20 protein-coding genes and 1 pseudogene are annotated in these 20,010 nt (G+C 53.7%); 16 read left to right on the top strand and 5 right to left on the bottom strand.

Annotated features, from left to right (window positions below):
- The 4 genes from L5220_RS10800 to L5220_RS10785 form a co-directional block, all read right to left on the bottom strand.
- Positions 1 to 538, bottom strand: a 538-nt coding sequence (locus L5220_RS10800) for a nuclease/transposase family protein (RefSeq protein WP_499573524.1), incomplete at its 3' end; no start/stop codon positions are given.
- Between the two features lie 113 nt (positions 539 to 651).
- Positions 652 to 1,947 (bottom strand): histidinol dehydrogenase, encoded by a 1,296-nt coding sequence (gene hisD, locus L5220_RS10795; RefSeq protein ID WP_448514992.1) that lies wholly within the window; start codon positions 1,945 to 1,947, stop codon positions 652 to 654.
- A gap of 153 nt (positions 1,948 to 2,100) precedes the next feature.
- A complete protein-coding gene (locus L5220_RS10790; protein WP_499573522.1) occupies positions 2,101 to 2,463 on the bottom strand; it encodes a hypothetical protein in 363 nt (120 codons plus the stop codon).
- A 14-nt stretch (positions 2,464 to 2,477) separates the two neighbouring features.
- A complete protein-coding gene (locus tag L5220_RS10785) occupies positions 2,478 to 3,491 on the bottom strand; it encodes a zinc-dependent alcohol dehydrogenase family protein (RefSeq protein ID WP_499573520.1) in 1,014 nt (337 codons plus the stop codon).
- Positions 3,492 to 4,187: 696 nt separating this feature from the next.
- Between L5220_RS10785 and L5220_RS10780 the strand changes: the two genes are divergently transcribed.
- The 6 genes and pseudogenes from L5220_RS10780 to L5220_RS10755 all read left to right on the top strand — a co-directional run bounded on the left by L5220_RS10780 (position 4,188) and on the right by L5220_RS10755 (position 8,325).
- On the top strand, positions 4,188 to 4,850 hold the full coding sequence (locus tag L5220_RS10780) for a Tll0287-like domain-containing protein (protein WP_499573518.1): 663 nt from the start codon (positions 4,188 to 4,190) through the stop codon (positions 4,848 to 4,850).
- Complete coding sequence (locus L5220_RS10775) at positions 4,834 to 5,403, top strand: DUF3122 domain-containing protein (protein ID WP_499573516.1); 570 nt, start codon at positions 4,834 to 4,836, stop codon at positions 5,401 to 5,403. Before L5220_RS10780 ends, L5220_RS10775 begins: the two co-directional genes overlap by 17 nt.
- 101 nt (positions 5,404 to 5,504) lie before the next feature.
- Complete coding sequence (gene sipA / locus L5220_RS10770) at positions 5,505 to 5,759, top strand: regulatory protein SipA (RefSeq protein ID WP_499500254.1); 255 nt, start codon at positions 5,505 to 5,507, stop codon at positions 5,757 to 5,759.
- A gap of 61 nt (positions 5,760 to 5,820) precedes the next feature.
- A pseudogene (locus L5220_RS10765) lies at positions 5,821 to 6,431 on the top strand (transposase family protein); the annotation flags it as partial.
- Between the two features lie 167 nt (positions 6,432 to 6,598).
- Positions 6,599 to 7,285, top strand: a complete 687-nt coding sequence (locus L5220_RS10760) for a DUF3153 domain-containing protein (protein ID WP_499573528.1) — start codon at positions 6,599 to 6,601, stop codon at positions 7,283 to 7,285.
- The gene (locus L5220_RS10755; protein WP_499573514.1) at positions 7,282 to 8,325 is read left to right on the top strand and encodes an AI-2E family transporter; all 1,044 of its coding nucleotides are present in this window, start codon (positions 7,282 to 7,284) and stop codon (positions 8,323 to 8,325) included. The genes L5220_RS10760 and L5220_RS10755 overlap by 4 nt, the downstream gene beginning before the upstream one ends.
- On the opposite strand, the gene fmt is transcribed toward L5220_RS10755, so the two are convergent.
- Entirely contained in the window at positions 8,322 to 9,299 is a 978-nt protein-coding gene (gene fmt, locus L5220_RS10750) for a methionyl-tRNA formyltransferase (RefSeq protein WP_499573512.1), read from the bottom strand. The genes L5220_RS10755 and fmt overlap by 4 nt on opposite strands.
- A gap of 99 nt (positions 9,300 to 9,398) precedes the next feature.
- Between fmt and lepB the strand changes: the two genes are divergently transcribed.
- The 10 genes from lepB to L5220_RS10700 all read left to right on the top strand — a co-directional run bounded on the left by lepB (position 9,399) and on the right by L5220_RS10700 (position 19,621).
- Positions 9,399 to 10,031, top strand: coding sequence for a signal peptidase I (lepB, locus tag L5220_RS10745; protein WP_448515010.1), 633 nt, complete (start codon positions 9,399 to 9,401; stop codon positions 10,029 to 10,031).
- A gap of 76 nt (positions 10,032 to 10,107) precedes the next feature.
- Positions 10,108 to 12,111 carry a magnesium chelatase ATPase subunit D gene (bchD, locus tag L5220_RS10740; protein ID WP_499573510.1) on the top strand — a complete coding sequence of 668 codons (2,004 nt, stop codon included), beginning with the start codon at positions 10,108 to 10,110 and terminating at the stop codon, positions 12,109 to 12,111.
- 90 nt (positions 12,112 to 12,201) lie between these two features.
- Positions 12,202 to 13,155, top strand: coding sequence for an SPFH domain-containing protein (locus tag L5220_RS10735; RefSeq protein ID WP_448527911.1), 954 nt, complete (start codon positions 12,202 to 12,204; stop codon positions 13,153 to 13,155).
- A complete protein-coding gene (purS, locus tag L5220_RS10730) occupies positions 13,136 to 13,438 on the top strand; it encodes a phosphoribosylformylglycinamidine synthase subunit PurS (protein WP_499500146.1) in 303 nt (100 codons plus the stop codon). The genes L5220_RS10735 and purS overlap by 20 nt, the downstream gene beginning before the upstream one ends.
- Positions 13,439 to 13,445: 7 nt before the next feature.
- On the top strand, positions 13,446 to 14,051 hold the full coding sequence (locus tag L5220_RS10725; RefSeq protein WP_448515013.1) for a hypothetical protein: 606 nt from the start codon (positions 13,446 to 13,448) through the stop codon (positions 14,049 to 14,051).
- An 8-nt stretch (positions 14,052 to 14,059) separates the two neighbouring features.
- Positions 14,060 to 14,761 carry a phosphoribosylformylglycinamidine synthase subunit PurQ gene (gene purQ, locus L5220_RS10720; protein WP_448515038.1) on the top strand — a complete coding sequence of 234 codons (702 nt, stop codon included), beginning with the start codon at positions 14,060 to 14,062 and terminating at the stop codon, positions 14,759 to 14,761.
- Positions 14,762 to 14,880: 119 nt separating this feature from the next.
- On the top strand, positions 14,881 to 15,300 hold the full coding sequence (locus L5220_RS10715; RefSeq protein ID WP_499573526.1) for a VOC family protein: 420 nt from the start codon (positions 14,881 to 14,883) through the stop codon (positions 15,298 to 15,300).
- A gap of 109 nt (positions 15,301 to 15,409) precedes the next feature.
- On the top strand, positions 15,410 to 18,418 hold the full coding sequence (locus L5220_RS10710; RefSeq protein ID WP_499573507.1) for a sll1366 family intein-prone helicase: 3,009 nt from the start codon (positions 15,410 to 15,412) through the stop codon (positions 18,416 to 18,418).
- Positions 18,419 to 18,549: 131 nt separating this feature from the next.
- Positions 18,550 to 19,173 carry a DUF3727 domain-containing protein gene (locus L5220_RS10705; RefSeq protein WP_099799623.1) on the top strand — a complete coding sequence of 208 codons (624 nt, stop codon included), beginning with the start codon at positions 18,550 to 18,552 and terminating at the stop codon, positions 19,171 to 19,173.
- Between the two features lie 151 nt (positions 19,174 to 19,324).
- On the top strand, positions 19,325 to 19,621 hold the full coding sequence (locus L5220_RS10700; protein WP_499573505.1) for a hypothetical protein: 297 nt from the start codon (positions 19,325 to 19,327) through the stop codon (positions 19,619 to 19,621).
- Positions 19,622 to 20,010: the final 389 nt, after the last annotated feature.

Genomic DNA, 20,010 nt, shown 5'->3' with positions numbered 1-20,010 from the left:
CTGTGTATTGTCCTTGCTCTTTGCGCTCTACATCCAAGCAGAATTGAGCATAGTACCCATCTGCTCTGCGTACCACTCGCACTCGGTTGATTTTAGAGTTGAGGATATGCTGTCTTGCCTCTCCATTGCAGTACAAGGCAAATGTACCTGCATTGAAGCCATCGGTGAAGGTGATGGACAGTCCATCCGCTGATAGCTTCCAACCCGATAGCTTGTACTCTACAGAGCGGCAATGCTTCTTGAATTTGGGATAGCCTTTCGTTGCCTCCTTGTTTTGGCAGTCGGTATGGAACCGAGAGATAGAAGCCCAAGCCCGTTCTGCACTTGCTTGTCTGGCTGCTGAGTTTAACTTTTTAGCAAAATCAAACTCTTGAGCCAAGGTTTTGCAGTGGGCATAGAGGTCATTCCTGCCCACACCACGGTTGTCCATCCAGTACCGTACACACTTGTTGCGCACAAACTGTGCGGTACGGATGGCTTCGTCCAGAGACTGATATTGCTCCTGTGCGCCCTTTAGCTTGGCTTCTATGACTCTCATGGTTCCATTTTATCACAGACTCAGCTTGATAAAACAATATGCGCCTTATATCCCCATAGCTAAAGCTAGGGGCTTTACGGCGTTTTTCGGTAAGTCATGCAACAAAAGGGGGGTTACGGTTCGATTCGCAGGCGGACAGAGTCGCGATGGGAGATGAGACCCTCGGTTTCGGCAAGGGTTATCACGGCTCCCCCCTGTTTCAGTAGGGCAGCAGGGGTGTACTGAATAATGCTGGAATGTTTGAGGAACGTTTCCACCCCTAGAGCAGAGGCATAGCGCGCAGAGCCGGAGGTGGGTAAGGTGTGGTTGGGGCCGGCAAGATAGTCACCGACAGCTTCGGGGGTGGCATAGCCCAGAAAAATAGCTCCGGCATGGCGTACCCGTTCCACAAGGCTCCATGGATCGTCAACTTCTAGTTCGAGGTGCTCGGGAGCGAAACTATTGGAGAGGTCGATGGCCTGCTCTAAGCTCTCAACGATGCCAATGAGGCCGTAGTGGGCGATCGCCTTCTCGGTGAGGAGGCGGCGAGGATGATCCGTAAGCTGGTCATTGACCGCAGCAACGACTGCTTGAGCGAGGTGCAGACTGGGGGTAAGGAGAATTGCGGCCGCTAGGGGATCGTGTTCCGCTTGTGCTAGCAGATCGGCGGCAATGTGAACGGGATGGGCATATTCATCCGCAATAATGAGGACTTCCGATGGGCCTGCAAGGGAATCAATGCCAACGCGACCATACACCTGTTTTTTGGCCAGCATGACGTAGAGGTTGCCGGGGCCGGTGATCACATCAACGCGGGGAATCGTTTCTGTGCCGTAGGCAAGGGCAGCAATGGCCTGCGCCCCACCCACCCGGTAAATTTCCTGAATCCCTGCTTCTTGGGCGGCAACCAGCACTGCTGGACTAACCCCCTTGCCTTGGCCGGGAGGGGTGACCATGACAATACGCTTGACCCCAGCAACTTGGGCGGGCACGGCATTCATGAGCACGGTACTGGGGTAGGCGGCTCGACCTCCGGGGACGTAGAGACCCGCGCTATCAACCGCGGTATAGCGTTTGCCAAGCACAATGCCATCTTCCCCAAACTGCACCCAGCTTTTGGGCACTCGCTGCCGATGGAACGCTTCGATCTGTTGCTTAGCAAGACGGATGGCATCGAGTAATTCTTTCGAGACTTGCTGATAGGCAGCGTCTAGTTCATCCCCTTTAATTCGTAGTGTTTCTGGGGTCAGGTCAACGTGGTCAAAGGTGCTGGTGTATTCAATGAGGGCGCGATCGCCCTCGGCAGCTACCCGCTGAAGGATTGTCGCAACGGTGGCGTGTTGCTGGTTCATCTCGCGACTGTCGGTGCGATCGCAAATGCGGCGCAGTTCAGCGCGTAGGTCTGTTAACTGAGTGATGATCCGCAACATGGTCGTTCACGTAGGGCAAGGCTGAAACAGGGGCAAAGGTTAAAAAACCTTAATCAACCCCATTACTAGCTTACAGTGATTTTTTGATTGCAGGGGCGGCTCACCCATCCCCTCAGGGCGCCCCACTCGTGAGCAATTGGGTTTTGGTTGTTTCTAGGGAGGTGGTTGGAACTGCCCCTCGCTGAGAATGGCCTCCCCACTAAAGCGCTGGCGGCAATAGCTGAGGCGACCATTAAAAATGCGACAGGTGCGGTAAGCATTGTTCACCCAAATCACTGTTTCACCAGTAAACCATGTGCCACAATAGCTCAGCCGACCATTGAAGATATGACACGCCCGATAGGCGTTGCGATCCCACAGTACCGTTTTGCCGGTAAACCAACGGCCACAATAGCTAACCATCCCAAAGTTAACGCGGCAGTATCGATAGGTGTGAGTCTGAGCCGTGTGGCCATACAGTGTTCCTGGCCAGAGGGGGGCAATGGTGAGGTTGAGGAGGAGCAAGTGAGCCAGCATGGGCAATCCCCCAGCTAGAAGACTAACACTACCTTACCTTGGACTAAACGCTGACTCAGGTAGTGGTGGGCATCGGCAGCGGCACCGAGGGGAAAGGTTTTATCCACGACGACCTGAAGGTCGCCACGATCTACGAGGGTAGCGACCTGTTCGAGGATCTGGCGTTGGTGGGCTAAGGCGCTGGGTATTCCCAACAGCTGCGGGGTGAGCATCAAGGTGAACTGAACCAGTAGGTTGCGCTGGCGAGCAAGTTTCCACGGGGTGTCTGCCCCTGGCTCCAATAGGGTAGAGAGGCTGCCATAGGGGCGTACGGCTCTAAAGGTGTCGCTAAAGGTGGCACCCCCTACGGTATCCAGTGCGATGTCAACCCCAATTCCTCCTGTCCATTCAAGGATGGCATCGACCCAATTTGTGGTGGTGTAGTTGATGGCCAAGGCTGCCCCAAGGCGCTCCACAAATTTGGCTTTGGCAGGAGAGCTAATGGTGGTGGCCACCTTCGCTCCAAACCGCTGCGCTAGTTGAATGGCGAGATGACCAACACCGCCAGCACCGGCGTGAACGAGGATGGTTTGAGCGGTGGAGAGTAGGTTGAGTGCCGGCACACCGCCGCGATCGCCTAGGGCTTCCCAAGCCGTAATGACCGCTAAGGGTAGTGCTGCGGCCTGAACGAAGGAAAGGGATTTAGGCTTGTGGGCAACAGCAACCTCTGGAACAACGGTATATTCTCCGTAGCAACCGCCGCGATCGCCCAAGCCGCCGTAGCAAAAGTACACTTCATCCCCCACCTTGAGACGTTGTACGGCTGAGCCAGTTTCCACCACAATGCCGGAGCCATCACAGCCCAAGATAGCGGGTAAGCGATCTGGGAAAAAGGTGCCCCGCTGCCGCAGCTTGGTATCAATTGGGTTGACACTGGCTGCCCGCAGTTGGATTTTAACCTCGTCGTTGGTTTCAATTTGGGGATCTGGGACATCCTGCAGCTTAAGAACGTCGGTAGAGCCAAACTCGGTGATGGCGATCGCTTTCATAAGCTCATCAACTTTTTACGTTTTGCCTTAACGAGTCAGGACAATGGACTCTGAACCCCATTGTGGCATCCACTCAACACCGACTGCTAGACCGTATAGTGCGGGCTTCCAGCAGACACCTGCCGATCGCCGTAGGCTTCTACTCTGAACTGAGTGGGTGCACGGATGACAACGTCAGGGAGTTCTTAACGGCGGATGAGCAGTAGCGCCAGATTTACGGGCACTACACCGGACGCATCATTCCCAACCAGCCGGTGATGTACCTGCTAGTGCCTGACCCTCCCCTCACCTTCAAACCTTCCCCTAGTCATCTGAAAACGAGAAAGACTATAGCTTTGCGGATATTTACAGCGGTTTCCGCAACGATATTGGGACAATTCTTGCAGAAACACTATTCTGAGACGTTGAAGAACTACTGTGATCACTGCTGCTACTGTACCAGTTAGTTATGTAAACCCCTGTAAAGCGTATATCTGTAAAAATGTAAAGAGTATATTTATCAGTAATTACAGCAATGTAGCATTGAACAAGTTATCATTTTCAAATTGTAGCAGTGCTGGGGGAGTAAGAGTTGAGCATGCAAGAATCTGCGATCGCACGGGTAGCAAATAATCCAATGTTTACCGCGTGATCGATCCGCAAATTTTATGTTACTGGCTTGTACAAAAAMTGCTTACAATAAATCAGGAGAACCCTATGTTAAAGTCAATTCGGGTATCGATACAGAACCTTCATCAAGCTGCACTGAGTCATGTTCTCAAACTAGCTGCCACGATCAGTTGCAGCCTATTGCTGTTGACTTGGCAGCCAGCCATCGCTTCAGCTGCGCCGAAGATTCCCAATCCGAGTGAACTATCTCGCGCTGTTGAGGAAATTGAAAATCTGGATGCAATGCGGTCTGGATTAGCCGCTTCCTTGGAGGGGCGTACAGAAGAGCCGACAATGCAAACGATGAAGGAAGTTTGCCGTCCGGTGGGGATGCGGGCGATGCAACTAAGCCAAGAAAATGGCTGGCAGGTGAAGCAGATTGCCAAGAAATATCGTAATCCTGACCACGCACCTGATAATTTACATGCTCAGATTGCTTTGGCAAAGTTTGAACAGGAACCCGATCTAGTTGGGTTTTGGGATCGAGAAACCATTAATGGCCAGTTGGGCACTCGCTATTACCGTCGCATTAACGTAGAAGCAAGCTGTTTAGCTTGCCATGGATCGAAAGATAGTCGTCCTCAGTTTGTCAAAGACAACTATCCGCAAGATTTAGCCTACAATTTTCACGTGGGTGATTTGCGTGGAATGTACTCCGTATTCATTCCTGATGATGTAAAGCAAGCCATTCAAGATGCAGTCAATTCCTAATCTCAATACTGGGTGTGAAGTGATGAAAATGATGTCACTGCGGCAGTTGATTACGTTCATTCTGGTTCTTGGAATCTTGTCGTTGGGGCTGAGTGTAGGGATTGGGATTCATCCCGCTCAGGCAGCAATTCGTCAACTGGAAGAAGCACCTGGACAGATGGTGTATCAGTCTCGCCAGTCATTGAAAGATCAACACGGTAGTATTTGGCAAGTGATCGCCTTCAAGCGAGTTCAACCGGATGGCACAACGAGTCTATATTTGCGTCTTGTCGGTTTTCCTGGCATGGCAGAAGTCGATCATACTCGCCCACTTAAACTGAGCAATTCGCTCGGAAAAACTTGGACAGCTAACGATGCCTCACAGAAAATTTTCACGGATTCTGCCAATCCAGAACCAAATGTTGCTCAGTATGATTTGCAGCCTATTTTGATGCAATTAGACCCTGCGGTGCCACTGCGATTGGAAATTCCTAGCCTCCATCAATCAAGCATCATACTCAATGTTTCACCAATACTGATCCAAGAGTGGCGATCCTTAGCTGCTCAATCTTAATCAATTTAATCTCCATAGCTTGAATTCCCCGTCTGCTTGCAACGGGGGGAACGTCACAAAGTCAAGGAGAAATCCTCAGCTATGGGGGTGGGGTGGACAAGATGAGGAGTAAAGTAGAAGAAGGTCGTACATCTAAAGCAATGGGACAATCGTTTTCTGTGGGCGATCGCGTCCGTTTGATTGAACTGCCTGCCTATGTCAAAACTGCTGAACCGATGCCCATGCTCCGTCCGCCCAGTGTATTAACCCTTGGCGAGGAAGGGATCATTCTGGGGCAACAGCCGGGCAATTACTGGGTTGTCCGCTTAGAGCGTGGCTCTTTTTTACTAGAGGCCAAGTATCTGGAGCGGGTTTAGACCCGAACAATCATCTATCGGACATACAGACACCCTCTTTCCGATGAGATAGAATAGGGCGATAAGTCAAGTCCTGACTATCTCCTGCAAGCTCAAGGTGTCCGAGTCGCAAGCCGTCAAACTGGATACGACCTTGGAAGTTTTTATGCAGGCGTTGAACTGGGTGAACCAGAACACGCCGCAGAAGATCGTTAACGCGGTGAAACTGCAATCCCATTGCCATTACGAGGTTCGCACTCGGTTTCACTTGTCGAGCAATTTGGCTCAACAGGTCTGTTGGCGGGTAGCAGGTGCTCGCAAAGCTGCCAAGCAAAAGAATCGTCCGGTGAAAGCGTTTAAGTGAGGGCTGGTGACCACTTTGCCCGTTTGCGAGCCACGCTCCAGCACAAAGCCAGTAAGGGCACACGCAGTTCTAGACGGCGTTCGCGCCAGCGGGACGGAGTCCTTTGCCGTCAACTGCTGCAACGGTTGTCTGGTCGTGAGCGTCGATTCCAACGTTGGGTAAACCATAATGTCTCTAAACGCATCGTTGAAACTGCAAAATCTCTTTCTGCCAGCATTGCGCTGGAGGATTTGACGGGAATTCGAGAGCGTACCAATCAACAGCCCCGCAACAAGACGGAACGCAGACGCAGCAATAGCTGGGCATTCTACCAATTGAGGCTGTTTATCTTGCGAGATAACTGGAGGGCTATTGAAAACCTGCCCTGTACGCGATAGCGTCAGCGTCGGGTAGTTTACGGTAATCTGGTCATATAGATTAAACGTACCCCACAGGCGTTGATGCGCTTGGGGTGTACTTTCCATAGCCGAACAAAGCGTAAGGACAAGCATTGGTGATGCAGCGGTGGCTACTTTGGCTTTTACTTCCCCTCGTCATTTGTTTCAGTGGTTGTGTACAGGCAGATTTAGCCATTGAGCACCACGGGCAAACCGGCGGTCAACTGACCTACAATGTCAACCTGCCGACAGCCGACCCAAAAACAAGCAGGGAACTGGTACAGCAGGTACAGCACCTTGGGGGCAAGGTCACACAGCGGAACGAGACCAGTGTGCGGGTGGCTATCCCCTTTGATACGAGTCACGTGTTGGCCACTGCCCTTAGCCAGATCGTCAGCATTCCCTATCTTGCTGGCTCCTCAGCCCACGCCGAGATTTTTGATCAAAACTGGCTACTCTTTGTGCGCGAGCGTCTTCGCTACGACATTGATTTACGTCCCTTGGGTGTGCAAAGTAGCACCCAAGAGGTGTTGGTTGCCCCGCAAGCCCTGCTGGATTTTACCGTAAGCTTGAAAACCTTGTGGGGAGCACGACCTGTGACCACGTCTCCCTTGCGTGCCGATACGCTGGTTAATCCTAACGTCACTCGTCAGGGCGATCGCCTGAGTTGGCACTTGGTGCCTGGGTATTTGAACCACCTAGAAGCCGTTTACCTTTATCCTAGCCCCTTGGGCTGGGGAACCCTCGCTATTCTCGGCTTGCTCGCGCTAGGCTATTGGGGACGCGATCGCGCGCAAAAAATATGAGATGGTACGGCACACCTGGGAGTTGGCAACGTTACCTTAGCTATTTTTTTGTTGGCCCCCTTCTTGTGCTCAACCTCTGGGTAGTCGAGCAGTTTTACCTGTACTTTGAATACCTGATTAACATTTTGGTCATTGCCGCCATTTTGGCCTTTTTACTCAATCAGGTGGTCAAGCGGTTATGTCAGCGGGGGTTAAGCCGCCCCAATGCCATTGCCATCGTCCTAGCTATTACCTTACTTGTGGTAAGTATCCTGCTGCTGCTGCTGCTGCCCCTTGCGCTGCAACAGGCGGAGGAATTGCTGACACAGCTACCAGAGTTGGCCAATACAGGCAACCAAAACCTGCGACACCTTGATAACGTTCTCCAGCGCTACAACTTCCCAGTGGGGGTCGATGACCTCACCGCAGAGTTTGTGGAGCAAATGAAGGGGTTGGCTGCCATTTTGCCGGGGGTTGCCATTACCACCCTAGGTAAGTTTGTGGATACGCTGCTGGTGTTGATTCTGGCGGTCTATATGTTGTTTTACGGCGGGCAAATTTGGCGTGGCCTTATCACCCTGCTGCCCCAAGAGTGGCGAACTGTGGTGGATCGCTCACTACAGGTCAATATTCGCGTTTTTTTTTCAGCTCAACTCTTTTTAGGGCTATTTATGTTTTTAGCCTTAATTCCCTTCATGATTGTCTTGCAGGTCAACTTTGGCTTCCTTTTTGCTCTGATTATTGGTGTTGCTCAACTCATTCCTGTGGTGGGGGCAACCCTTGGCATTGGACTGGTTGTCCTGCTCATTTTGTTTCAGGATGCTTGGCTAGCCTTGAACATCCTAGTCATTGCCGTGGTGCTCCAGCAAGTTAAGGACAATCTCCTTTCCCCCAAACTAGTAGGGAATTTAATTGGCCTCAACCCACTGTGGCAGTTTATTGCCCTGTTGATTGGTGCACGAGTGGCTGGCTTTTTGGGCATTGTCTTGGCCATTCCCTTGGCAGCCACAGTGAAGACAACGGTACTCCACCTACGGGCTGGGGAGCAGGCTGCATCTTAGCCCAAGGATGCCCCAGTGACCAGCCGCACACCATTGACAAAGTCCCAGCCAGACTGAGGTTTGCCGCCACTTAGTTGGACTTGACGCAGGAGCAGCCCTCCCGCTGCGGTTTGCACCACCGGCCCCCAGCCTTTAATGAGGGTAATGACGGTACCGTTGGCGGCGGCGGCGCTTGGTGGGGATACGTAGGCCTGAAGTTCCGAGGGGAGTGCTGCTTGAACTGCCGGCGTTAAGGGCCATGTTTGGATGACTTTGAGGGGCATACCCTGCCAGTAGGTAAAGGCGCGGGGGGTAAAGGCACGAACTTGATTGTGGAGCTCTAGTGCCGATCGCCCCCAGTCTAAGGCAAAATCATCTTTTTGCAGAAGCCGGGCATAGGTGGCTTGCTGCTCATCTTGGGGTTGAGGAGTTAACTGTGGCAGTTGCCGTAGGGTTTTGAGTAATAGCTCTGCCCCTAGGTGGCTGAGTTTGAGGGCAAGGGTTTGGGCGGTATCGTCGAGGGCGATCGCCACCGCACTACGCAGCAGGATCGGGCCTGTATCCATACCGGCATCCATCAGCATGGTGGTCACCCCTGTTTCCGTTTCGCCGTTGTAGAGCGCCCACTGAATGGGAGCAGCGCCGCGATATTTCGGCAGCAAAGAGCCGTGGATATTAATGCACCCCTGGGTAGGAATGGCCAGCACGTCAGGTGAGAGAATCTGGCCGTAGGCCACCACAACAAAGACATCCACCGCCAGCGATCGCAGCAGAGCGTGCAGATCCCTATCCTGTTTAATGCGCTGGGGCTGCCACACAGGTAAGCCATGGGCTAGGGCAACGTCCTTGACGGGCGAAGGAATGAGTTGACTGCCACGCCCCCGCCGCTTGTCCGGTTGCGTGACCACCCCCACAACCTCGACATCTGGTGCAGCCAGAAGGTGCTGCAGGGGAACAATAGCAAACTCCGGCGTGCCAAAGTAAATAATCCTCAAAGTTGCTCTCCCCTGCCCTGTACCCATGGGAAACAATTCTCTCGGCTATAGTATCGTGTAGTGCAAGATTAATTATGTTCATTTGCGAGATTCCTTACCATGTCCGATGGCCAATTGCCGCCCACGAATGCCCCTGAACCTACGACGGTGACCCCCACCAAAGCACCGGAACCATGGTGGCTAGAAGTGGCGAAAACCCTTGGGCTGGCAGCAGTACTGGCCTTTGGCATTCGCACCTTTGTGGCGGAAGCCCGCTACATTCCCACCGGCTCCATGGAAGAGACGTTGCTGATTAACGATCGCCTAATTATTGAAAAAATAAGCTATTACTTCCATCCCCCCCAGCGCGGTGATATCATTGTGTTTAACCCCACGCCAACGCTTCAGGAAGCTGGGTTTCGGGATGCGTTTATTAAGCGCATTGTGGGCTTACCGGGCGATCGCGTCGAGTTGCGTCAAGGCCGTGTCTATGTCAACGATCAGCCCCTTGCGGAGCCTTACCTATCCCCAGGCACCTTTACCAGCATTGACACCTGTGCCGGAATGCACCCCTACCTTGCTCAGCCGCAGGTGATTCCGGCAGAGAGTTACTTGGTGCTAGGGGATAACCGCAACAATAGCTTTGATGGCCGCTGTTGGGGAGTCGTTCCCCGCAGCTATGTGATTGGGCGGGCGGCACTGCGCTTTTGGCCGTTGGATCGGTGGGGTAGCATTCCAGCCCCTCACAACTAGGTTTTATGGGACGATAGAGAGCAGGCCGCTTGGCTACAGTTTTTCAATGTTGATTGTTTTAAGTGCTTAGTACCCCATGACGATCGCGATCGCCCCGTTTCCCATCACCGCTGTTGTTGGCCACGAAGCCATCAAGCTTGCCCTGCTGTTGGCAGCAGTGGATCCTGGCTTGGGGGGGGTGATCATTGCTGGACGGCGCGGCACCGCTAAATCAGTCCTAGCACGGGGAATCCATGCCCTTTTACCCCCCATTGAGGTTATTGATCAAGGCGATCTGCCCATCCCCATCATTGCCAACCCCGATCCCGCAAGGCCGCAGGAGTGGGATAGCCGGCTACAGGCATGGCGACAGGCTCATCCTGATATTGAACTGCCCACCAAAGTCATCCCAGCCCCCTTTTTGCAAATTCCCCTCGGGGTCACCGAAGATCGGCTGCTGGGCGCAGTCGATGTGAGCCAATCGGTGCAGCGGGGCGAAGCAGTATTTCAGCCCGGATTACTGGCAGCAGCCCATCGTGGCGTGCTCTACGTCGATGAAATTAATCTTCTTGACGAGCAACTAGCCAATGTCCTGATGGCCGTCCTGAGTGCGGGACGCAACCAAATTGAGCGCGAAGGTATTAGCCTTGACCATCCCTGCCGCCCCCTGCTCATTGCCACCTACAATCCCGATGAAGGGGACGTTTCACCCCATGTCTTAGATCGCTTTGCGATCGCCCTTTCAGCAGATACAGTACTGGGGTTGGATGAGCGTGTTGAAGCCGTCGATCAGGCCACTCGGTTTGCTGACTCTCCCCAAGCCTTTCTAGAGCAGTACGCGGGTGAGCTAGAGGATCTGCGTACCCAAATTATTTTGGCGCGGGAATGGCTGAAGGAGGTAACGATTCAACGGCAGCAGATTGCTTACCTTGTTACGGAAGCGCTGCGAGGTGGGGTACAAGGGCATCGCGCCGAACTCTTTGCGGTGCGCGTCGCCAAAGCCCATGCGGCTCTGAATGGCCGCAGTGAAGTTGCTGCCGAAGATCTGCGCCGTGCTGTTGAGTTGGTCATTGTGCCGCGAGCCACCCAACTGGAGCCACCACCGCAACAGCCGCCGCCACCGCCGCCACCGCCAGAGAACCAAGAGGCACCACCCGAAGACGAGCCGGAGGAACCCGATGCCCCACCGGAGGAGCCGCAAGAGATGCCACCGATTCCGGAGGAGTTTGTCTTTGAAGCCGATGGCACCGTGCTCGATGAGTCAGTGCTCTACTTTGCCCAAATTGCCCAACGCCAAGGCAAGTCTGGCAGCCGCAGTTTAATTTATTCCCAAGATCGCGGGCGCTATATCCGACCCATTTTGCCCCGTGGCCGAGAGGGACGCATTGCCGTTGATGCGACTTTACGCACGGCTGCACCTTACCAAAAAGCGCGGCGATCGCGCCAACCCCAACGGCGGGKGATTGTTGAGAATAGCGATCTGCGCATTAAGCGCTTAGCCCGTAAAGCAGGGGCACTCATTATTTTTGTGGTTGATGCCTCCGGCTCCATGGCACTCAACCGGATGAACTCTGCCAAAGGCGCTGTACTACGGCTATTGACCCAAGCGTACCAAAACCGCGATATGGTGGCGCTCATTCCCTTTCGTGGCGAACAGGCCGATGTCTTGCTGCCGCCAACCCGCTCCATTGAGGCCGCCCGACGGCGCTTAGAAACATTGCCCTGTGGGGGCGGCTCCCCCCTAGCCCACGGCTTAACCCAAGCGGTACGGGTGGGTCTGAATGCCCGTCAAAGTGGTGAAATTGGCCAAGTGATGATTGTCGCCATTACCGATGGACGGGGAAATATCCCCCTCAGCCGCTCCCTAGGCGAGACACTGCCGCCGGATACCAAACCGGATGTCAAAGCAGAAGTTCTGGACATCGCCGCCAAAATCCACAGTCTTGGGCTAAAACTCTTGGTGATTGATACCGAGAATAAATTTGTTTCAACAGGAATGGGCAAAGAATTGGCTCAGCACGCAAGAGGCAAGTATTATCATTTGCCGAAGGCTACGGATCAGGCGATCGCTCAAGTCACCCAAAATGCCCTGCAATTCTAAACGTAACAGAATGTAAAGATGCACTGCTAGCAATAACACCCAGCCCCTCAGCGACTAGAGTAGAAGTGAATTATTTTGGGAACGGTAATCATGGGTGAATTGTTCGGTTTACTCTTTTTACTGGTCGTGGGCGGATCGGGTATCGCCAGTTCTGTACGGATTATCAATCAGGGCAATATGGCTCTGGTAGAGCGGTTGGGTAGCTATAGTCGCCGCCTTGAACCGGGGTTGAATTTTGTATTGCCCATTTTGGATCGGGTGGTATATGAGGGCACGATTCGGGAGAGAGTGCTGGATATCCCACCGCAGCAGTGCATTACTCGCGATAATGTCTCCATTACGGTGGATGCCGTTGTCTATTGGCGGATTATTGATATGGAGCGCGCCTACTACAAGGTGGAAAACCTCAAGATGGCGATGGTGAACTTAGTGCTGACCCAAATCCGCGCTGAAATGGGCAAGTTGGAACTCGACGAAACGTTTACAGCGCGTTCCCAGGTCAATGAAACCCTGCTCAAGGATCTCGATATTGCTACAGATCCGTGGGGAGTAAAGGTCAATCGGGTTGAGTTGCGCGACATTGTGCCTTCGAAGGCAGTACAGGAATCCATGGAATTGCAAATGTCCGCGGAGCGCAAGAAACGAGCCGCCATTCTTACCTCAGAGGGGGAGCGCGAAGCCGCGATTAACTCTGCCCGCGGGAAAGCAGAGGCGCAGGTGCTAGCCGCGGAGGCTGAGCAGAAAGCAGCCATCCTCGCTGCCGAAGCGGATCAAAAAGTGGTGGTCTTGCGTGCCCAAGCAGAGCGGCAAGATCAAATTTTGCGGGCGCAGGGCACCGCTGAAGCAATGAAAATTGTTGCCACTGCCCTCAGTGAGCATCCAAAGGCCAAGGATGCCTTGCAGTTTTTACTGGCGCAGGGCTACCTTGATATGGGGCGTACCATTGGCCACAGTGATAGTAGCAAGGTACTATTTATGGATCCGAGTAGTATTCCGGCTACGATTGAAGGTGTGAAGTCGTTAATTGATCAGACCCCCCGTTGAGGTGTTGCCCATGGCAGAGTTCAAGGCACGAGTTTATGTCACCCTGCGACCCTCGGTCTTGGATCCAGCAGGAGTGGCGGTGCAAGCGGGCATTCACCATTTGGGCTACACCAATGTGCACTCTGTACGCATCGGCAAGCTGGTAGAACTCACTCTTGAGGCAGAGGATCGCACCACGGCCGCTCATCAACTTGCGGCGATTGCCGATCAACTGCTCGCGAATCCGGTCATTGAAACCTTTCACATTGACCTCGATGATGTTGCTACACCGTCTGCGCTCTGAGGGTGTCATGTTTAGCTGGTGGGATGAGTTGTTGAGCAGTATTGAAGCGGGGATAAAGGCGGGGATTGAGTCTGGGTTGCGATCCATTGCCGACACCCTTGCCCCATTGCTGCAAGTGCCAGAGCCAGCGGCACCCTTTCAGCGGGTGGCGCTCTTTCGCCCAGGGATTGACCACCCCATTAGTGGCGCTGGGTTGAAAACCGAGGGGGCAGCATGGCGGATTGAGTCCCATTGGCCGCAGACGGTGCCCCTCTTTGAAATGCCTGAAGCCCATCTTTGGTTAGAGGTGCCTTCGGCGCAGGCAGGCGACCAATTGTTGCTGTGTCGAGCGTTGGTTAAAACGGCAGCGTTGACGGAGGGGGCGCAGTTGTTTCTCAGTCGTGCCCAAACCTTTGGCTGGACCTTTTCGCGTACTGTGTCCCTTGAAGGCGATCGCGACTGGCATATTTGTGAAGTGCCGTTTCATCTCAAACCAGAACCCCAGACGCCGGGTTTTATTAAAATTGGTGTGGAATTTATGGGGCGCGGGGTGATTTGGCTGCGGGATATTGAACTGCTCCATGCCCCTGCTAAGCTCACGCCAATCACTGATGTGATGGACGGACTGCTGTGAGAGATCAATTGCGGGTTGGTATTGTTGTGTTTCCAGGCTCTAATTGCGATCGCGATGTGGCCTACGTCACTGGCGACGTGCTGGGTTGGCCCACCCAGTTGCTGTGGCACGAAGAAACCCACATAGCAGACTACGACTTAATTGTGCTACCGGGGGGGTTTAGTTTTGGCGATTATCTGCGCTGCGGGGCGATCGCCCGCTTTTCACCCATCATGGCAGCAGTGCAGTCTCATGCAGCGGCGGGTAAATGGGTACTGGGAATCTGCAATGGCTTTCAAATTCTAACCGAGGCCAAGCTACTACCGGGGGCACTGGTACGCAACTGCAATTTACACTTCATTTGCGATCGCGTTTATCTGCGTCTTGAGGCTAAGCACCGACCTTGGTTGCAAGGCTATGGTGACAGGGACGTCATCCAGTTGCCTATCGCCCACGGGGAAGGGTGCTACTATGCCGACCCCGATACACTGACAGAACTCGAAGTCAATCAGCAAATCCTCTTTCGCTACGCCAATGCCAACGGTGAGGTCACCGCAGCCAGTAACCCCAACGGATCGCTGAATAATATTGCTGGCATTTGCAATCGGGCGGGGAATGTAGTTGGTATGATGCCTCACCCAGAGCGGGCAGCGGATCCAAGCCTCAACCATTTGCCCAGTCAGCATACCGTAGATGGCCTGCAACTGTTTAAGTCCTTGTTAGGCTGCTAGAGGTCATCCTCACCAGAGGATTGGGTATGGTCACCGCTGGCGATTCCGTGTTCACAGATTTCCCAGATCAGCTGCGTCCCAAGCAGCAAAGGAACTAACCAAGGGAAAACGCAATGACCCTGCACCATGTATCCATTCGCACCGCCGATATTCACCGGGCGATCGCCTTCTACGAATGTTTAGGCTTCGAGATGGACACTCGCTTTACCACCGGCTATACCCTAGCCTGCTGGCTCAAGGGCTGGGGCACTCGCGTGGAACTCTTACAGGTACCAGAGCCACACACCGCCCCCGATGCCTTTGCAGACGAGCACTATGTTGGCTACTATCATCTCTCCTTTGATCTGAGTGATCATCAGGAACCCCTAGATGCGTGGCTCAGCCACCTAGAGGCTACCTTGGCAACCCACAATCTTCCCTTTCAACTGCTCCTCAAACCCACCCAGCAGATTATTGGCACCTCTTTGTATCACATTGCCTTCCTGCGCGATTGCGATGGCCTGCCCCTTGAATTTCTGCAACGCCTTGGTAGTTTCTAACTGACCCGATCTGTACCGTGCCCTGCGACTCGCTAGGTGGACACGACGGTTACTGAAGGGGGAGCTGCCGCTGCTGCATTGTACTGTGATGCCACAGTACAATGACTCTATGGCTGTTTTGCACGGAACGTGGCTCGGAACCCTCGCGCCACAATTCTTTCTATGGGCTGAAGAGTGGCAACCCTTGGCGCGCGTTACCACACCGCTGCAGATGGATAGCGTGCCAGTGTATCCCTACAATGCTCCTCTGACCCAGCCTCCCCTAAGCCATGCCACCCCTACCACGGTTACGTTTGGGTTACCAACCCGCGTCTATGAGCATGTGCTAGTGCCGCCCCCCCTCAGCGAGGCAAATGGAGACCCCCTCTGCTTATGGCAGATTCATGGCTGGGCGATCGCCCCTGCCCACCTGCTGAACCACCTTCACCAATTGGCAACGTCTCCCCCAGCGGGGCTGATGCTTGGGGATGATTTACGCTTCTGGAGCCATGTGGGGCGCTGGCTCTTGGATTTAATTGTGCGCGGCCAATACCTGCCCACGGTAACAGGCTGGCGCGTACTCTTGACCCACCATGGCGATCGCCACCGTTTCCGTCAGTTCTGTCAGCAGATGCCGGATCTCTGCCGCTGCTACCAAGCCGAGGGAACTGCCCTACGCCTTCCTGACACTGCTGGTGAGCTGCTGAGGGATTTCTTGGAGCATAGCTTAAGGGGCTACCTGCAACAGGTATTTGCTTCCCTTGAGTTACCTAAAGTGGGCTTAGCCAAAGACCACTACCGCTGGCTAACCGGTCTCAAAACGGGCACCCCCACTGACCTAGAACCAAGCCTCATCGAACGGCTCCACCGCTGGCAAGAGCCTTATCGTGAACTGTTGAGTCTGGAGCCGCAGTGGCGGCTGGCCTTGCAACTGCTGCCCCCAGACCAACCCCAAGGAGCATGGCAACTCACCTTTGGCCTCCAGAGCGAAGGGGAAACCGAGACCATGCTAGCCGCAGCGGAGATTTGGCAGTGCCACCATGATTCCCTCATCTATCGGGATCAGGTACTCCCTCACCCGCAAGAAACCCTGCTGCGGGGGCTTGGCTTGGCCTCCCGCGTCTATCCCCCCATCGAGCGCAGCTTACTGGAGCCGCGGCCAGTTCACTTGACCCTGCAAACCGTTGAGGTGTACGCCCTGCTACAGCACCACATGCATCGCCTTGAGCAACAGGGAATTGCCGTCATTCTGCCAGAAAGCTTGCGGCGCAACAGTACTCACCATCGCTTAGGCTTGCGTATTGCCGCTGATTTACCCTCAACCCCGTCAACGGGAGTTGGCTTAGACAGCCTCATGCAGTTTAAGTGGCAGTTGCAGTTAGGACAGCACCGCCTCTCAGAGACTGATTTTGAGCAACTTCTGCGTCAAGACATCCCCTTAGTGTATCTCAATGGCGAGTGGGTGCTGCTGCGGCTCCAGGAGATCAAAGCGGCTCAGGACTTTCTCCAGTCCCAAAGCCAACACCGCCACCTCTCCTTAGCCGATACCCTGCGGATTGCCACCGGCGATACCGTCACCGTCGCTAAGCTGCCCATTTTGGGGCTAACTGCTAACGATGCCCTGCAAGCCCTGCTGGATGCCCTCACCGGCAAGCAAACGCTTGAGCCAGTACCAACCCCAAAAGAGTTTGTGGGAACATTGCGCCCTTACCAAGCGCGGGGGGTGGCATGGCTGAGTTTTTTGGAACGCTGGCGATTGGGTGCCTGTTTGGCGGATGATATGGGGCTGGGCAAAACCATTCAACTACTGGCATTTTTGCTCCACCTCAAGGCGAGCGATCGCCCCTTTGCGCCAACGCTGTTAATCTGCCCTACATCGGTCTTGGGGAACTGGCTACGGGAAGCACAGCGATTTGCGCCAACGTTGCGCACCTACGTTTACCACGGTAGCGATCGCCCCAAAGGGAAGGCATTTGTGCAGCAGGTGAAGACCCATGATCTCATTCTCACCAGTTACGCCCTGCTGCAGCGAGATCTCACCACCCTCAAACAGGTGGCTTGGCAGCACTTAGTTCTAGATGAAGCCCAAAACATCAAGAACGTGAATACCCAACAATCCCAAGCCGCTCGCGCCCTCGCCGCCCAGTTTCGCATTGCCCTGACCGGCACCCCCCTTGAAAACCGCCTGAGTGAACTCTGGTCGATCATGGATTTTCTGCATCCGGGATACCTAGGCAGTCGTGCCTACTTTCAGCATCGCTATGCCCGCCCCATCGAACGCTATGGCGACACCACCTCCCTCAATGCCCTGCGCACCTACGTCCAACCCTTTATTTTGCGCCGCCTGAAAACCGATCGCAGCATCATCCAAGACCTCCCCGAAAAGCAGGAGATGTTGGTATATTGCGGCCTCACCCCTGAGCAGGTTGCCCTTTACAGTAGCGTTGTGGAGCAGTCCCTTGCCGATATTGAAATGAGCGACGGCATCCAACGCCGTGGCACTATCTTAGCTACCCTGACTAAGCTAAAACAAATCTGTAACCATCCGGCGCAGTTCCTCAAACAGCAGGATTATGGGGCGCACCGCTCCGGTAAGTTGCAACGCCTCACTGAAATGCTGCAAGAACTCCAAGAAGTGGGCGATCGCTCACTGGTCTTCACCCAGTTTGCCGAACTAGGCAAGCACCTCAAGCGCTATCTAGAAGAGGCGCTTCAGCAAGAAGTTCTTTTTCTTTCGGGGCAAACCCCCAAAGCCCAGCGGGAAGTGATGGTGGATCGCTTTCAGCACGATCCGCAAGCGCCGAGTGTATTTATTCTATCCTTAAAAGCTGGTGGGGTCGGGCTAAATTTAACCCGCGCCAATCATGTCTTTCACTACGATCGCTGGTGGAACCCCGCCGTTGAAAACCAAGCCAGCGATCGCGCCTTTCGCATCGGCCAACAGCGGAATGTCCAAATCCATAAATTTATCTGTAGCGGCACCCTCGAAGAGAAAATCCACGAACAAATTGAGCGCAAAAAGACGTTAGCAGAGATGATCGTTGGCACTGGTGAACAATGGCTGACAGAACTCAGCCTTGATCAGCTGCGGGAGCTGCTAACCCTTGACCGCCAGCGAGTCATGTCCATTGAAACCTGAGCCAAGTAGCGAACTAGCGAGATCTTGCAGCTGCGACTGCTGCCACAAAGATTACCCCACTGCGACCACCTGCATGGTATGCTCCATTGCCATAGGGAGTCTTTAATCGTAGTTGTTTCGACCGGAGTCGCATGGGTTCCAACTATCAAAACCGATACAACAGTGATGAGCAGCCTTGGGAAGAGGACGACTTCGATCGCGAACTAGAGCAAATCCGGCTCTACGATGAGCAAGGGCGTTTCCTAAATTGCTACATTGAGTTTCGTTTGACAGTGCAAGACGAAGTCTATGCCCTGCTGCGGCCGGTGGACTATCCCGTAGAAATTTTTGCTGTCATTGCCGAAGCGGATGACGAAGAAACCCTCGTCCCCCTCGATGAGGAGGAAATTGACCAAGTCTTTGATACCGCCCGAGCCATCCTTGAGGAGCAAAATCTCACCCTCAAACGTACCGCCCTGACCCTCACCGTGGCGGGGGATCTCCCCGATCTAGATGAAGAGGACATTCTCAGCGTTGAAGTAGACGCCGAAGACGATGTCACTATCGAGGAATATCAGCCCCTTGGCAGCAGCTTCTTTTCTGGGGTGCGTGAGTATAGTGTTTACACACCCCTCAGTCCAACCCTGTATGTCGCACGGTTAGTCCCAGGCAAAGAGCCAGAATTACTCTCTCCTCAAGATTTTCAACATTTGCAGCCACTCTTAGAGGAGCACCTAGTCAGTCACTTTATTGAGACTGAGGACTGGGATGATTAGTTGTCTGCTGGGGTCACAGAAAACCTCCGAGAAGCTCCGCACCTTCAGGTCGGGGAGGGACAGGAGCGGCAATTGAGAGGGGTTCAATACCCCCGAAATTGCCAGGTTTAGTACGCTTGTTTTTCATAGTCACGGGTGAGAATATAAAAGGATGAAACAAACTCTGACACTAGTTTGCAAACTTGCAACCACACCTGAACAAAATGCCAAGATTGAGGCATTCCTTCAGGCGTTTGCTGCTGCTTGCAACTATGCCAATGAGCGCGTCAAACCCAAAACAACCAGCAAAACAACGATTCAGTCGTTGGTCTATAACGACCTGCGAGAACAGTTTGGGTTGAGTGCTAATCAGGCAGTCAGGGTTTGTGCCAGGGTTGGGGCGAATCGAAAAACAGCCAAAGTGAAGGGCAAACCTGTCAAAGCGTTTCGTCCAACTTCGGCAGACTAAGATGCCCGAATCTTCTCTTTTCGGGAGACGGATTGGACAGTCAGCCTGACCCTGCTGGGATGTAGAGAGCACATCAAACTGGACATAGGACACTACCAGCGCGGCCAGCTGAAGGGGTGTCAACCCACGTCGGCTCAACTGTGCGAGCACAGAGATGGACGATACTACATCCACATTCAACTGAGCGACGACGCTCCTGAACCCATTCGGTCGGACAAGGGGATTGGCGTTGATTTCGGTCGGCGTGAGATCKCTAAAACTAGTACCGATAACGGTTGGGATGCTAAGCAGTTGAATCAAGCCCGAGATCATTTCGCCAAAGTGAGAGCATCGCTCCAGCAAAAAGCCTCGAAGGGCACACGGTCGAGTCGGCGTCGATGCCGACAAGA

The sequence above is a fragment of the Synechococcus sp. PCC 6716 genome (genome assembly GCF_022570815.1).
Taxonomy (GTDB): domain Bacteria; phylum Cyanobacteriota; class Cyanobacteriia; order Thermosynechococcales; family Thermosynechococcaceae; genus Thermosynechococcus; species Thermosynechococcus lividus.
This window is presented reverse-complemented; position numbering and strand designations above follow the sequence as displayed.

What these genes read in the sequence shown, in the direction of transcription:
- hisD (WP_448514992.1), bottom strand. Translation starts at nt 1,947, where the DNA reads ATGTTGCGGATCATCACTCAGTTAACAGACCTACGCGCTGAACTGCGC.
- L5220_RS10790 (WP_499573522.1), bottom strand. Translation starts at nt 2,463, where the DNA reads ATGCTGGCTCACTTGCTCCTCCTCAACCTCACCATTGCCCCCCTCTGG.
- L5220_RS10785 (WP_499573520.1), bottom strand. Translation starts at nt 3,491, where the DNA reads ATGAAAGCGATCGCCATCACCGAGTTTGGCTCTACCGACGTTCTTAAG.
- L5220_RS10780 (WP_499573518.1), top strand. Translation starts at nt 4,188, where the DNA reads ATGTTAAAGTCAATTCGGGTATCGATACAGAACCTTCATCAAGCTGCA.
- L5220_RS10775 (WP_499573516.1), top strand. Translation starts at nt 4,834, where the DNA reads ATGCAGTCAATTCCTAATCTCAATACTGGGTGTGAAGTGATGAAAATG.
- sipA (WP_499500254.1), top strand. Translation starts at nt 5,505, where the DNA reads ATGAGGAGTAAAGTAGAAGAAGGTCGTACATCTAAAGCAATGGGACAA.
- L5220_RS10760 (WP_499573528.1), top strand. Translation starts at nt 6,599, where the DNA reads ATGCAGCGGTGGCTACTTTGGCTTTTACTTCCCCTCGTCATTTGTTTC.
- L5220_RS10755 (WP_499573514.1), top strand. Translation starts at nt 7,282, where the DNA reads ATGAGATGGTACGGCACACCTGGGAGTTGGCAACGTTACCTTAGCTAT.
- lepB (WP_448515010.1), top strand. Translation starts at nt 9,399, where the DNA reads ATGTCCGATGGCCAATTGCCGCCCACGAATGCCCCTGAACCTACGACG.
- L5220_RS10735 (WP_448527911.1), top strand. Translation starts at nt 12,202, where the DNA reads ATGGGTGAATTGTTCGGTTTACTCTTTTTACTGGTCGTGGGCGGATCG.
- L5220_RS10725 (WP_448515013.1), top strand. Translation starts at nt 13,446, where the DNA reads ATGTTTAGCTGGTGGGATGAGTTGTTGAGCAGTATTGAAGCGGGGATA.
- L5220_RS10710 (WP_499573507.1), top strand. Translation starts at nt 15,410, where the DNA reads ATGGCTGTTTTGCACGGAACGTGGCTCGGAACCCTCGCGCCACAATTC.
- L5220_RS10705 (WP_099799623.1), top strand. Translation starts at nt 18,550, where the DNA reads ATGGGTTCCAACTATCAAAACCGATACAACAGTGATGAGCAGCCTTGG.
- L5220_RS10700 (WP_499573505.1), top strand. Translation starts at nt 19,325, where the DNA reads ATGAAACAAACTCTGACACTAGTTTGCAAACTTGCAACCACACCTGAA.